Source organism: Arthrobacter sp. Leaf141 (genome assembly GCF_001424565.1).
GTDB lineage: Bacteria > Actinomycetota > Actinomycetes > Actinomycetales > Micrococcaceae > Arthrobacter.
This window is the reverse complement of record NZ_LMOL01000001.1, coordinates 42,576-54,405: the sequence shown is the minus strand read 5'-3', so window position 1 is coordinate 54,405 and position 11,830 is coordinate 42,576. Positions and strand designations below refer to the sequence as shown.

Sequence of the window (11,830 nt, the reverse complement as noted above, 5' to 3'; positions counted from 1 at the left end):
GCCTACGTGATTTACTACTAACCACCTAACCAACAGGTGTTGCAACGACCCCTAGAAACCGCCCTTTGGAAATCAAGGTCACCGCCCGCCGTCGTGCGTTCGAAACTGCCAGCCGAAGCGACGGGTGGGACTAGGCCTTGGCCAGTCCCGTGCGCGCCATGGCGTCCGCGTAAGCAACACGCATGTCTTCTAGGAACTCCTCCTGGCGGACCGGGGACCCGGCAAACGCGCGGCCGGACAGGGAGCGGACCTTGTAGGTCTTCAGGCCGCGGCGCCAGATCATGGGCACTTCGGTCTTCAGCAGCAGGTTGGCCAGGCGGTTGGCTTCGGTGCCATGCGCCACGATCACGGAGGCGCGGGGAACCAGGGCCAGGAACTTCAGCAGCGGCTTCAGGCCCGCCGAGATCTGGTCCGGGGTGAACTTGCCGTTGGGCTCGCCCGCCGTGTGCCACGGGTGGACGTTCCACGGCATCACGAACTCGGGGCGCAGGCCCAGCTTCCACTGGATGCCCAGCATGCGGGTGGCGGCGTCACTGTCGCCGGGGGTGATGAAACCCGTCCCGTCAGCCTCGCCGATGTTGGAGTAAAGGCTGATGATGCGGCACTCGTCCACATCGTGCATGGGATCCACGTAGGGGACCATGGTGCCGGGCTTGGCCGCCTGCAGGGTGTCGCACAGTTCGTTGACAACCGCCACGTTGGGTTCGTAGCGGCGGCTCAGGAGCTGTTCGTGGAATGATTCGGGGGCCAGGGCTGTCATAAAGGGCTGGATCTCCTGCAGGGATTGGCGTTGCTGCCGCCAGCCGGCGCGGGCGCAGGGAAGCGCACACGCCGGAAGCGGTTGAAATGGGGTGGACCGGCTCCTGGCCGATCCTGTCCAGTCTACCAAGCCCGGAGAAACGAAACGCCGGTGGGTTGTGGGCAATCTGCCGGGGCCCGCACCCGTATTGCCCCGCAGGTCAGCCAGCGAGTGGACAAACGCCCCGATCGGCTAAACTTGGGTGGTAAGAGCCCCGGAACTCTTGCGCCGGCGTGCCGCCGGCACCTGTCCATCCGGGGCGTTCTCATGAACGGCGCCGCGCCGGGACCGCCACCTTGTGGCGGCACGGGGCTGCCCGAACGAATGGGGGAGGATCCCATGCCAGCAATCGTGATCGTAGGAGCCCAGTGGGGCGACGAAGGAAAAGGCAAAGCGACCGACCTTCTGGGCGGCCGCGTTGACTACGTCGTCAAGCCCAACGGCGGCAACAACGCCGGGCACACCGTCGTCGTAGGCGGTGAAAAGTACGAGCTCAAGCTCCTGCCGGCAGGCATTCTCAGCCCCAACGCCATCCCCATCATCGGCAATGGCTGCGTGGTCAACCTCGAGGCGCTCTTCCAGGAAATCGAAGGCCTCCAGGCTCGTGGCGCCGACACCTCCAAACTGCGGGTCTCGGCGAACGCACACCTCGTGGCGCCGTACCACCAGGTCCTGGACAAAGTCACCGAGCGTTTCCTCGGCAGCCGCGCGATCGGCACCACCGGCCGCGGGATCGGCCCCGCCTACATGGACAAGGTGGCCCGGCTGGGCATCCGCGTCCAGGACGTTTTTGACGAGTCCATCCTCCGCCAGAAGGTGGAAGGGTCCCTGCGCCAGAAGAACGAACTCCTGGTCAAGATTTACAACCGCCGCAGCGTGGTGGTGGACGAGATCGTGGAATACTTCCTGTCCTTCGCCGACCGGCTGCGCCCCCTGGTCATTGACAGCACCCTGGTGCTGAACACCGCCCTGGACGAGGGCAAGGTTGTGCTGATGGAAGGCGGCCAGGCCACGTTCCTGGACGTGGACCACGGCACCTACCCGTTCGTCACCTCATCCAACCCCACCGCTGGCGGCGCATCGGTGGGTTCCGGCATCGGCCCCACCCGGATCTCACGCTCCATCGGCATCATCAAGGCGTACACCACCCGCGTGGGCGCAGGTCCGTTCCCCACCGAACTCTTCGATGACATGGGCATGTACCTGCAGAAGACCGGCGGCGAATTCGGCGTCAACACCGGCCGGCCCCGCCGTTGCGGCTGGTACGACGCCGTCCTGGCCCGCCACGCCTCCCGCGTCAACGGTTTCACGGACTACTTCGTGACCAAGCTGGACGTCCTGACCGGCATCGAGCAGATCCCCGTCTGCGTGGCCTACGACGTTGACGGTGTGCGCCACGACGAAATGCCCATGACGCAGACCGAGTTCCACCACGCCAAGCCCATCTTCGAGTACTTCGAAGGCTGGACCGAGGACATCACCGGCGCACGGACGCTCAGCGACCTGCCGGAGAACGCCCGCAACTACGTGCTGGCCCTGGAGAAGCTTTCCGGCACCCGGTTCTCCGCCATCGGCGTGGGCCCGGACCGGGACCAGACCATCGTGGTGAACGACCTCATCAACGACTAATACCTGGGCCCACGCCCGCAGGGTTCCCTGGCCGAGCTTGCGAGGCTGGGGAGCGGGTGGGGACGACGGCGGCGGCTCACCTTTGGGTGGGCCGCCGCCGTCTGCCCAGGCCGCCGGCCCGCCGTTGACATGCAATTTACACAGGGTTAACCGCGCGGCCCTTGTTGGTGTCTTCCGCGTCGGGGAGGGTTGGAGGACCAGTTGAGGGGCAAGGATGCCGGGAGGATTTGTGATGGCGGGCAATTTCGAGGTTTTTGTTGATCCAGAGTCGATGTACAGGTTCCGGCTGCTGGCTGCTGACGGGACCGTGATGGCGGTCTCCGGAGCATTTGCTGACAAACCAGCCGTAGCTGCCGGCATAGCCGCTGTCCGTGAGTGCGCCGGCACCGGCCTCGTGACGGACCTGAGCCGCCGGCCAACCGCCCCGCAGGTCCCGGCCCTGCCGGTCGAAACGCCGCGCCCTGCCGTCGACACCGCCCGCGCCCTCCGGGGCCACGTGTTCCGGGTGGCGCTGGGACCGGGCGCACCGGCCCGGAAACCGCGCTGGATTGTGGCAGCGGCCCGCTGAGCCTGAAAGTTTTTCCAGCGTCTGCGTAACCCCGGGAAGCCCCTGGACGATTACCCCTTTGTAGAGCCGGCCCGGAACTTGTCCCCCATCACGTTCCGGACCGGCTCTTCCCTGTCCCGGAACCATGGTTACCGGCGGGTAAAGTAGGCACGGAAAAAGCCCTCCTGACCGAAAGCGCTGCGTCCGTGACTGATGCCCTGACCGATGAGCTGCTCCCGGAGAGCGCCGGCGGGACCAATGCCTTCAGCCTGGTTTACCGGACCTACGCCCCGCAGGTGCTGGGATACCTGGTGGCCCGCGGTGTGGAGGACCCGGAGGCGGCCATGCAGGAAGTCTTCCTGGCGGTGCTGCCCCGGCTGGAATCGGTGCACGGCGGGGCGGCCGGGCTGCGGACCTTCATCTTCTCCGTGGCGCACGCCCGCATGGTGGATGACCACCGGCGGCAAAGCCGGGCGCCCGTCACCCTGCCGTTCGACGCGGACCTGGACCAGCGGTCCACCGCCTCCGCTGAAGCTGCCGCCCTGGACCGCATGGCGCCCCGCGAGGTTGTGGCACTGCTCAACGTGCTGCCGGCAGACCAGCGTGAGGTGCTGGCACTGCGCCTGGTGGCCGGACTTTCCGTGGACCAGGCCGCCGAAGTGATGGGCAGGTCCGCCGGCGCAGTGAAGCAACTGCAGCGGCGGGCGCTCCTCAAACTGCGGGAAACCACTGACGTGAAGGAGTACCTCAAGCCATGAGCGCCCACGACGGAAACCTTCGCCGCACCGTGGCGGAACTGCTGGACGACTCCGGCCAGCAGGACAATGAGGCCCTCGAGGCTGCCCTGATGTCCCTGGGCGGGCTGGCCCACACGCCGGCTCCGGCCCCCGGGCCTGGCCTGGCAGCCCTCCTTTCCGACGTCCCGGACGAAGTGGCCCGCCACCGCAGGCTGGGCCGCGGCAAATCAACGATCGTTGGACTGGCCGTCATCGCCGGCATGGGACTCGGCGCCACAGGCGTGGCCGCCAGCACCGGCGGACACGCAGGAACAGGCAGCTTCTCCGTCCAGCAGCTACTGGGTCCGTGGGTGACAGGCCCGGCTAACCCTGCCCCTGCACCCATTCCTGATCCTGCGTCCGTTCCTGTGCCTGCGCCTGCGCCTGCGCCGCAGCCCGGGCACGTCACGGCCGGTGAACCAGGCGGCCCGTCAGGCGGGGACAGCACCCGGCAATCCGCATCAACTCCCGGGTCCGTGCCTGCGCCGTCCCCGGTTCCGCCTGCCGTCGCTGATGCTGGTGCAGATTCCGGTGCCGCGGTGCCGGCCCCGGCGGCTGCAGCAGCGGGAGCCGGGAGCTTGGGGCTGCCGGACGCCGTCCAAGGCAACGGCCCCGGTGCGGCCGGAACCGAAGCCCGTGAACCCGCCGCCCCGGCGCTGCCGGCCCCGGCGGCACCACCCCGGGCAGCGCCAGCCGCGTCCCCGCCTGCCGCCGCGTCCCCACCGGGGGACTCCCCGAAATCCGCAGAGTCGCCAGGCACCGCCCGGAAGGCCGACGGCACCCACCCCAGGGACCAGCGCCGGGTCAAACAAAAAGACAGCGAGAGGCTCCAAGCCCCTGCCGGCAAGGACAAGCCGGGGCCCGGCGGTCCGCGCGGCTAAGCCGGGTCCGCAGGCGTACGCGCCCACCGGCGTAGGCTGGGGCAATGAGCCACACCAACGACCCCGCAGTGATTGAGCGCCTCATGAGGACCAAGGGGCGGTGGGCCATCGTGGGCCTCACCACCAATGAATGGCGCGCAGCTTATGAAACTTCGTTGTTTATCCGGGACAGGCTGGGAATGGAGATCATCCCCGTCAACGTGCCGGGCGATCCGGTGCACGGCGAAACCGGGTACAGCACCCTGGCCGGCATTCCTGCGGACAAGCAGCCCATCGACGTGGTGGACTGTTTCGTCAATTCGGAAAAGGTCGGCGCCGTGGTTGACCAGGCCATCGCTGTGGGCGCAAAGGCCGTGTGGCTGCAACTGGGCGTTATTGACGAGGCAGCGGCGCAGCGCGCCAAGGACGCGGGCCTGGATGTGGTGATGAATACCTGCCCTGCTCAGCAGGCGTGGAAATTCGACCTCTGAAACCCGGGTCCCGGCGTCGTGCTGCTCAAGCGTCTCAGCCCGCCCGCAGCTCCGGGTAGTGGCGCTCTGTCACGTCCGGGTGGGCCCGCATCCGGCCCTTGAGCATGTTGCGGCCGAACGAGGCCAGCAGGGGATTATCGGGATTGTCCGTGATGCCCCGCGCCGCGGCCTTCAGCTCCGGCGGAAGGGGTACGGGCCCGATGACAGCGTCCAGCCTTGGCGACCAGAAAAACGGGACGGAGTAGCGGTCCACGCCCGGCGGCGGGGCCTGCACCCGGTGGATGGTGGCCGCCAGATACCCTTCGGTAGCCACTTCCAGCATCTCGCCGAGGTTCACCACCAGCGCCCCGGGCAGGGGCTCCACGGGGAGCCATTCCGCCGTGCCGGGCGGCAGCACTTCGAGCCCGCCCACATCGTCCTGGAGCAGAAGGGTGACAAACCCGTAGTCAGCGTGCGAGCCCACCCCCTGGTTTCCCGCGGCCGTCACCACCCCGCCCACGTAGTGGACCAGCTTCCCCATCCAGGCCGGGGTCCCGTGGAACGGTTCGTCGAAGTAGTCCTCCGGCTGGTGCAGGGACACAGCGATGGCGCGCAGCAGGTCCATGCCCACGGACGACATCAGCTCCGCCCAGGCCATGGCAGCCGGTTTCAGGCCGGGAAAGCCCTGGTCCGGCCAGAGGTTAGGGCCCTGCAGCAGCCAGTACGGTTCATCGGCGGGGTGCCCGGTGGCCGGTTCCCGCTCGGGGGAGTAGTCGATCTGCTCCCGCGCGTCCGCCCTGCCCTGGGTCACTTCAGTGCCCATCCTGGTATACCCGCGGAAATGGGGGGACAACCGGTTATCCAGTTTCATCCGTTCCGCCAGCGGGAGGTTGAAGAAGTCCCGGATGACGGACAGCAGGTGTTCGGCCTGGCCGGGGGCGGCGCCGTAGCCGGTGACCTGGAAGAAGCCGATGTCGTGGGTGGCGTGCCGGAGCTGTTCAATGAATTCCGGATTGAACGTCCCGCCGGGCAGCCGGGCTGTGGTGAGGTCCAGAACGGGGATGGCTCCCGGATCGTGTGCCATGTCCGCAGACTAGCACCGCCCGGTCCGGCTTTGTAGGGTCTAGGTATGGATCCAGCCTACTTACGGAAAATCTGCCTGGCGTTCCCGGGGAGCTACGAGGACTACCCCTTCGGACCGGAGACGGCGGTGTTCAAAGTCCGGGCCCACATTGCCGGTGGCGCAACCCACGAGTCACGGCTTTTTGCGCTGTCTTCCCTCGATGCGGCCGACTTTTACGTGAACCTGAAATGCGAGCCGGCGCTGGCAGAGCAGTTGCGCGCCGCCCACCCGGAAATCACCGGTGCCTGGCACATGAACAAAACCCACTGGAACGGGGTCCGGCTGGACGGCGCTCTGCCGGACGGCATGGTCAAGGACATGGTGGAGGATTCGTACGACCTGGTGGTGGCGCGGTTCAACCGGAAGCAGCGGGAACAGCTGGGCTGGGCCGGACTTGCAGGTGGCAATGAGTAAGCGCGGCACGCTGGACTATCCGGGCGTCGGTGGGACTGAACATGGTGTTGCGCCTGCCGGCTACCACCAGGTCCTGAAGGAAGTAAGGCTGGGCAGCGGCCAGGACCTGTACCGGCACGTTGCCGCGGGAATCCTTTCCTGGGAGCTGCAGCGGCGGGCCGGACTCCGGGTCCGGGCCGACGTCCCAACCGTCCGGCCGGGCGCACGGGTGGTGAGCGGATTCGGCGTCGGGCCCTTTCGCATCAACGCGCCGTGCGAGGTGGTGTGGGTCCGCGAAGCCGTGCCGGGCGGCTCCCCGCAGTCGGCCGGATTCGGCTACGGGACCCTGCCGGGCCATCCGGAGCGCGGCGAGGAGTCCTTCGAGGTGCTGATCGACGCCGCCGGGGCCGTGCACCTGCGGATCCGGGCCTTCAGCAAGCCCGCCAACTGGTTCTATTCCGCAGGTGCAGTGGTGGCCGGCGCTGCCCAGCGGTACGTGACCGCCCGGTACATTGAAGGGGCAAAAGCACTCGCCACGGAAGGAACACCCCAGTGATATTCATTGTCGTCAAGTTCAAGGTCAAGCCCGACTGGTCGGACCGCTGGCTCGACCTGGTGGACGGCTTCACCACGGCAACCCGCCAGGAACCCGGCAACCTCTGGTTCGACTGGTCCCGCAGCACCTCGGACGCCAACGAGTTTGTCCTGGTGGAGGCCTTCAAGGACGACGCCGCCGGCGACCACGTCAACAGCGCCCACTTCCAGCAGGCCATGGTGGACATGCGCCAGGCCCTGGTGGAAACGCCGCGGATCATCAGCCGCCAGGTTGACGGCGAGGGCTGGGACACCATGGGCGAACTCAGCATCTGAGCCGCTCCGCCGGATCAGGCGGCCGTTACGATGAGGCATGTGGATCGGCTGGATCGAGTTCGACATTCTCCTGGGCGATGTTCACAGCCTGAAGGAAAAACGCTCCGTGATCAGGCCGCTGCTGGCCGAGACCAAACGACGTTTCGAGGTGTCGGTTGCGGAAGTCGGGGACCACGACCAGTACCGGCGCTCCCGCGTCGGGGCCGGGCTGGTGGCGGCTGACCGGGCGCACCTCGTGGCGGTGCTTGACGCCGTCGAACGTTTTGTGGCGTACCGCCCGGAGATTGAGTTGCTGGGGGTCCGCCGGCGGGATCTGCACAGTGAGGACTGAGTCCCCGCCCGTAACAGCAGCGCGGGGCCACCTCCGGCCCGGTCCCGAAGGGCCGGTGGGCCGGAGGCGACCCCGCGCTGGCGGTGTTACGGTTCAGCCGAAGTACTTCGGCAGGGTCCCTTCGTGAGCTTCGCGGAGTGCGTCGAGCGCCAGTTCGTCCACGCCGTTGATGGCAAGGGTTCCGCTGTCCGCGTCCACCACGCCGATCCGGGTGTGCGCGAAACCGCGGGCGGTGCACATGTCCGTGAAGCGGACTTCCTCGGAGCGGGGGACGCCCACCACGGCGCGGCCCTGGGTTTCGGAGAAGAGCGCCGTGAACAGGTCCACGCCGTCCCGGTCCATAACATCCTGCAGAGCGATGCGGGCGCCCACGCCGTAACGCAGCGAGGACTCCACCAGGGCGGCTGCGAGGCCACCTTCGGAGAGGTCGTGCGCGGAGTCGACCATGCCGTCGCGGGAGGCGTTGATCAGGATCTCGCCCAGCGCCCGTTCGGCGTCGAGGTCAACCTTGGGCGGCAGGCCGCCCAGGTGGCCGCGCATGTTGGCCCATTCCGAACCGTCCAGCTCCACGGCCGTGGTGCCCAGCAGGTAGATGGCCTGGCCGTCTTCCCGCCAGCCCGACGGCGTGCGGCGGGCGACATCGTCGAGCTTGCCCAGCACAGCCACCACCGGTGAGGGGTGGATCGGCGTGGTGCCGGTCTGGTTGTACAGCGAAACGTTGCCGCCGGTGACCGGGATGCCCAGCACCATGCAGGCGTCGGACAGGCCGCGGATGGCTTCGGCAAGCTGCCACATCACGTCCGGGTCCTCCGGGGACCCGAAGTTCAGGCAGTCGCTGACGGCCATGGGGACGGCGCCGGAGGTGGCGACGTTGCGGTAGGCCTCGGCCAGGGCCAGCTGGGCGCCGTGGTACGGATCGAGGTAGGTGTAGCGGCCGTTGGCGTCCGTGGCCAGGGCAACGCCCAGGCCGGATTCCTCGTCCACGCGGACCACGCCTGCATCGTCCGGGAACGCCATGGCGGTGTTGCCGCCCACGTACCGGTCGTACTGGTTGGTGATCCAGGCCTTGGAACACATGTTGGGGGACGCCACCAGTTCGGTGACTGCCGCCGCAAGCTGGGCCGGGGCGGCGGGCCGCCCGGCGTCCTGCACGGACCCGGTGAACAGGTCAGCCTGGACGGCGTCCTGCCAGTCGGGACGGGCAAACGGGCGGTCGTAGACCGGGCCGTCGTGCGCCACGGTACGGGGGTCGACGTCGACAATCACCTCGCCCTCCCACGTGATGATGAGGCGGCCGCTGTCGGTCACTTCACCCAGCCAGGCGTATTCCACGGCCCACTTGTCCATCACGGCTTCGAAGGCCGCGACGTTCTCCGGGGTGACCACTGCCATCATGCGTTCCTGCGACTCTGACATCAGGATTTCGCCCGGCGTCAGTGTGGGGTCGCGGAGCAGCACCGATGTCAGCTCGACGGCCATGCCGCCATCGCCGTTGGAGGCCAGTTCCGAGGTGGCGCAGGAGATGCCGGCTGCGCCCAGGTCCTGGATGCCTTCCACGAGGGAGCCCTTGAAAAGTTCAAGGCAGCACTCGATGAGGACCTTCTCCGCGAAGGGGTCGCCTACCTGCACGGCGGGCCGCTTGGAGGGTTTGGTGTCGTCGAAGGACTCGGAGGCCAGCACCGAGGCGCCGCCAATGCCGTCGCCGCCGGTGCGTGCACCGAACAGGACCACCTTGTTGCCCTTGCCGGACGCATTGGCCAAGCGGATGTCCTCGTGGCGCATCACGCCCACGGCGAGGGCATTGACCAGCGGGTTGCCCTGGTAAACGGCGTCGAACACCATTTCGCCGCCGATGTTCGGCAGGCCCAGGGAGTTGCCGTAGCCGCCGATGCCGGCCACGGCGCCGTGCATAACGCGTGCGGTGTCCGGGTGGTCGATGGCGCCGAAGCGCAGCGGATCCATCACGGCAACGGGCCGGGCGCCCATCGAGATGATGTCGCGGACAATCCCGCCGATGCCGGTTGCGGCGCCCTGGTAGGGCTCCACGAACGACGGCGAGTTGTGCGATTCGATCTTGAAGGTCACGGCCCAGCCGTCCCCGAGGTTGGTCACGCCGGCGTTCTCGCCGATACCCACCAGCATGTCCTTCTTCATCTCCGGGGTCACCTTCTCGCCGAACTGGCGCAGGTGGTTCTTGGAGGATTTGTAGGAGCAGTGCTCGCTCCACATGACCGAGTACATGGCCAGTTCCGCGCCGGTGGGGCGGCGGCCCAGGACCTTGAGGATGTCATCGAACTCGTTCTGCTTCAGGCCCAGCCCGGCCCAGGGCAGCTCGGTGTCCGGCGTCTTTTCGGCGTTCGCCACCGTGTCGATGTTGAACTTCTTGGTGGTTTCGGTGCTCACTTGTCGCCTCCCACAATCTTGGTCAAAACGGAGGTAAAGAAGCCCAGCCCGTCCGTGTCCGCGCCGCCGATGCCGTCCAGCGACTCGGGGCCGAAGCCGGTTTCCACTGCGTGCTCCGGGTGCGGCATCAGGCCCACCACGTTGCCGGCCGCGTTGGAGATGCCGGCGATGTCCCGGCGGGAGCCGTTCGGGTTGAAACCCACGTAGCGGAACACCACGCGGTTTTCGGCCTCCAGGGCGTCCAGCGTCTTTTCATCGGCGAGGTACTGGCCGTCTTGGTTCTTCAGCGGAACGGTGATTTCCTGGCCCGCCTGGTAGTCAAGCGTCCAGGCGGTGTTGCTGTTTTCGACCCGCAGCACCTGGTCGCGGCAGAGGAACTTCAGGTGGTCGTTCTTGATCATGGAACCGGGCAGCAGGTGCGACTCGGTCAGGATCTGGAAGCCGTTGCAGATGCCCAGGACGGGGAGCTTCGCATCGGAGTTGGCGGCGTCGATGATCTTTGACATCAGCGGCGCGAACCGGGCGATCGCACCGGCGCGCAGGTAATCGCCGTAGGAGAAGCCGCCGGGAATCACGACGGCGTCCACGTCACCGAGGGCGGTGTCGGCATGCCACAGCGGGACGGCGGTTCCGCCGGCCAGCCGGACGGCGCGGGCGGCATCGCGGTCATCAAGGGTGCCGGGGAACGTGACGACGCCGATCCGGGCGCCTGCCAGGCGCGGCACCGCTGCGACGGCGACGGCTTCGCCGATGAGGGGAAGTTCAGTCATGTCAGGCCTCGACGACCTCGACGTTGACAACGTCCTCAATAACGGGGTTGGAGAGCAGCGTCGCGGCGGCATCGCGTGCCTGGGCCAGGATCTCCTCGGTCACCTCGCCGTCCACCGTCAGTTCGAACCGCTTGCCCTGGCGGACAGAGCTGAAGCTGGTGAAGCCCAGCCGGGGGAGGGCGCCTACGATTGCCTTCCCCTGCGGGTCCAGAATCTCGGGCTTGGGCATGACGTCAACAACGATCCGGGGCATCCGGCAACTCCTGTGCGTGAGCTTGGGTAAGGGCGCAGCGGAGTGATGCCGTCTCACGCCGTTCCGAAGGTGGGATCTGCCGGCAATGGACAGTGAGGACGGGCGCTCCGCGAGCTTGCGTACCTATTCTACCGGCCGCAGCGCCCCGTTCCGCATCCGGCTGCTTCCGCCGGCCGGCCCGTGACGGCCGCCTCGTTTCCGGCGCAGCGGCTGTTGGGTCTGGAGTTGTTGCAGGGCCTTCATTAGGATGGCTGGATGGCCGAGAAATCGAAGTCGCTCCTCCTGCCCGTGATGGCAGCAGCCGTGTTTGCCGGGCTGGGACGGATGGTGCTGCAGAAGGTCAAAGCGGACCGTCTGTCCCGGGACAGCAGGCTGGCTGGTCCCGTTGACGAGAAGACCCGCCAATGGATCAGCGACGTGGTGCGCACTCCGCGCTAAGGCACCTTCCGGCAATCAGGCCCCGGCCCCGCCTTCACGGCACGCTGTGGACCGGCTGGCCGCGGCCTGCCCGGCGTATGCCGGCGGCCGCTTATGCAAGCCCTGACCCCTCTCCGGCCCGCAACCGTGCCCGCCGCAGGAGACTACGCCCGCCGGCTGTGTAAAGGC

The 11,830-nt window shown here is 67.5% G+C and carries 15 protein-coding genes; 10 read left to right on the top strand and 5 right to left on the bottom strand.

Annotation, left to right across the window (positions count from 1 at the left end; genetic code table 11):
* Positions 1 to 130: 130 nt before the first annotated feature.
* On the bottom strand, positions 131 to 760 hold the full coding sequence (locus ASF72_RS00270) for a uracil-DNA glycosylase (RefSeq protein ID WP_050687928.1): 630 nt from the start codon (positions 758 to 760) through the stop codon (positions 131 to 133).
* Between the two features lie 378 nt (positions 761 to 1,138).
* Between ASF72_RS00270 and ASF72_RS00265 the strand changes: the two genes are divergently transcribed.
* From ASF72_RS00265 to ASF72_RS00245, 5 genes are all read left to right on the top strand, one after another.
* Positions 1,139 to 2,428: an adenylosuccinate synthase gene (locus ASF72_RS00265; RefSeq protein WP_050687929.1), complete on the top strand. Its 1,290-nt coding sequence runs from the start codon at positions 1,139 to 1,141 to the stop codon at positions 2,426 to 2,428.
* A 232-nt stretch (positions 2,429 to 2,660) separates the two neighbouring features.
* Positions 2,661 to 2,996: a YegP family protein gene (locus tag ASF72_RS00260; RefSeq protein WP_056595484.1), complete on the top strand. Its 336-nt coding sequence runs from the start codon at positions 2,661 to 2,663 to the stop codon at positions 2,994 to 2,996.
* A gap of 185 nt (positions 2,997 to 3,181) precedes the next feature.
* Positions 3,182 to 3,733: an RNA polymerase sigma factor gene (locus tag ASF72_RS00255; protein ID WP_056595481.1), complete on the top strand. Its 552-nt coding sequence runs from the start codon at positions 3,182 to 3,184 to the stop codon at positions 3,731 to 3,733.
* Positions 3,730 to 4,632, top strand: coding sequence for a hypothetical protein (locus tag ASF72_RS00250; RefSeq protein WP_056595478.1), 903 nt, complete (start codon positions 3,730 to 3,732; stop codon positions 4,630 to 4,632). The genes ASF72_RS00255 and ASF72_RS00250 overlap by 4 nt, the downstream gene beginning before the upstream one ends.
* Positions 4,633 to 4,676: 44 nt before the next feature.
* Entirely contained in the window at positions 4,677 to 5,102 is a 426-nt protein-coding gene (locus ASF72_RS00245) for a CoA-binding protein (protein ID WP_050687933.1), read from the top strand.
* A 34-nt stretch (positions 5,103 to 5,136) separates the two neighbouring features.
* Here ASF72_RS00245 and ASF72_RS00240 read toward each other — a convergent pair whose 3' ends face one another.
* Positions 5,137 to 6,165: an isopenicillin N synthase family dioxygenase gene (locus ASF72_RS00240; RefSeq protein ID WP_056595475.1), complete on the bottom strand. Its 1,029-nt coding sequence runs from the start codon at positions 6,163 to 6,165 to the stop codon at positions 5,137 to 5,139.
* A 45-nt stretch (positions 6,166 to 6,210) separates the two neighbouring features.
* On the opposite strand from ASF72_RS00240, the gene ASF72_RS00235 reads away from it, so the two are divergent.
* The 4 genes from ASF72_RS00235 to ASF72_RS00220 are packed head-to-tail and all read left to right on the top strand — an operon-like array spanning position 6,211 to position 7,798.
* Positions 6,211 to 6,618 (top strand): MmcQ/YjbR family DNA-binding protein, encoded by a 408-nt coding sequence (locus ASF72_RS00235; protein ID WP_050687935.1) that lies wholly within the window; start codon positions 6,211 to 6,213, stop codon positions 6,616 to 6,618.
* Entirely contained in the window at positions 6,611 to 7,153 is a 543-nt protein-coding gene (locus tag ASF72_RS00230; RefSeq protein ID WP_056595473.1) for a DUF1990 family protein, read from the top strand. The genes ASF72_RS00235 and ASF72_RS00230 overlap by 8 nt, the downstream gene beginning before the upstream one ends.
* Positions 7,150 to 7,467, top strand: coding sequence for a putative quinol monooxygenase (locus tag ASF72_RS00225; protein ID WP_050687937.1), 318 nt, complete (start codon positions 7,150 to 7,152; stop codon positions 7,465 to 7,467). Before ASF72_RS00230 ends, ASF72_RS00225 begins: the two co-directional genes overlap by 4 nt.
* Before the next feature lie 37 nt (positions 7,468 to 7,504).
* On the top strand, positions 7,505 to 7,798 hold the full coding sequence (locus ASF72_RS00220) for a DUF503 domain-containing protein (RefSeq protein WP_050687938.1): 294 nt from the start codon (positions 7,505 to 7,507) through the stop codon (positions 7,796 to 7,798).
* Positions 7,799 to 7,891: 93 nt separating this feature from the next.
* On the opposite strand, the gene purL is transcribed toward ASF72_RS00220, so the two are convergent.
* Genes purL through purS form a run of 3 tightly spaced genes read right to left on the bottom strand, consistent with a single transcriptional unit; the run spans position 7,892 to position 11,224 of the window.
* Entirely contained in the window at positions 7,892 to 10,201 is a 2,310-nt protein-coding gene (gene purL, locus ASF72_RS00215) for a phosphoribosylformylglycinamidine synthase subunit PurL (protein WP_056595469.1), read from the bottom strand.
* On the bottom strand, positions 10,198 to 10,971 hold the full coding sequence (gene purQ / locus ASF72_RS00210; RefSeq protein WP_050686717.1) for a phosphoribosylformylglycinamidine synthase subunit PurQ: 774 nt from the start codon (positions 10,969 to 10,971) through the stop codon (positions 10,198 to 10,200). Before purQ ends, purL begins: the two co-directional genes overlap by 4 nt.
* Before the next feature lies 1 nt (position 10,972).
* A complete protein-coding gene (gene purS / locus ASF72_RS00205; protein WP_050686715.1) occupies positions 10,973 to 11,224 on the bottom strand; it encodes a phosphoribosylformylglycinamidine synthase subunit PurS in 252 nt (83 codons plus the stop codon).
* A 255-nt stretch (positions 11,225 to 11,479) separates the two neighbouring features.
* Here purS and ASF72_RS00200 point away from each other — a divergent pair, with 255 nt between their 5' ends.
* Positions 11,480 to 11,662 (top strand): hypothetical protein, encoded by a 183-nt coding sequence (locus ASF72_RS00200; RefSeq protein WP_056595466.1) that lies wholly within the window; start codon positions 11,480 to 11,482, stop codon positions 11,660 to 11,662.
* Positions 11,663 to 11,830 lie beyond the last annotated feature (168 nt).

What these genes read in the sequence shown, in the direction of transcription:
- ASF72_RS00220 (WP_050687938.1), top strand. Translation starts at nt 7,505, where the DNA reads ATGTGGATCGGCTGGATCGAGTTCGACATTCTCCTGGGCGATGTTCAC.
- ASF72_RS00235 (WP_050687935.1), top strand. Translation starts at nt 6,211, where the DNA reads ATGGATCCAGCCTACTTACGGAAAATCTGCCTGGCGTTCCCGGGGAGC.
- ASF72_RS00250 (WP_056595478.1), top strand. Translation starts at nt 3,730, where the DNA reads ATGAGCGCCCACGACGGAAACCTTCGCCGCACCGTGGCGGAACTGCTG.
- ASF72_RS00240 (WP_056595475.1), bottom strand. Translation starts at nt 6,165, where the DNA reads ATGGCACACGATCCGGGAGCCATCCCCGTTCTGGACCTCACCACAGCC.
- ASF72_RS00245 (WP_050687933.1), top strand. Translation starts at nt 4,677, where the DNA reads ATGAGCCACACCAACGACCCCGCAGTGATTGAGCGCCTCATGAGGACC.
- ASF72_RS00265 (WP_050687929.1), top strand. Translation starts at nt 1,139, where the DNA reads ATGCCAGCAATCGTGATCGTAGGAGCCCAGTGGGGCGACGAAGGAAAA.
- purS (WP_050686715.1), bottom strand. Translation starts at nt 11,224, where the DNA reads ATGCCCCGGATCGTTGTTGACGTCATGCCCAAGCCCGAGATTCTGGAC.
- ASF72_RS00270 (WP_050687928.1), bottom strand. Translation starts at nt 760, where the DNA reads ATGACAGCCCTGGCCCCCGAATCATTCCACGAACAGCTCCTGAGCCGC.
- ASF72_RS00260 (WP_056595484.1), top strand. Translation starts at nt 2,661, where the DNA reads ATGGCGGGCAATTTCGAGGTTTTTGTTGATCCAGAGTCGATGTACAGG.
- purQ (WP_050686717.1), bottom strand. Translation starts at nt 10,971, where the DNA reads ATGACTGAACTTCCCCTCATCGGCGAAGCCGTCGCCGTCGCAGCGGTG.
- ASF72_RS00230 (WP_056595473.1), top strand. Translation starts at nt 6,611, where the DNA reads ATGAGTAAGCGCGGCACGCTGGACTATCCGGGCGTCGGTGGGACTGAA.
- ASF72_RS00200 (WP_056595466.1), top strand. Translation starts at nt 11,480, where the DNA reads ATGGCCGAGAAATCGAAGTCGCTCCTCCTGCCCGTGATGGCAGCAGCC.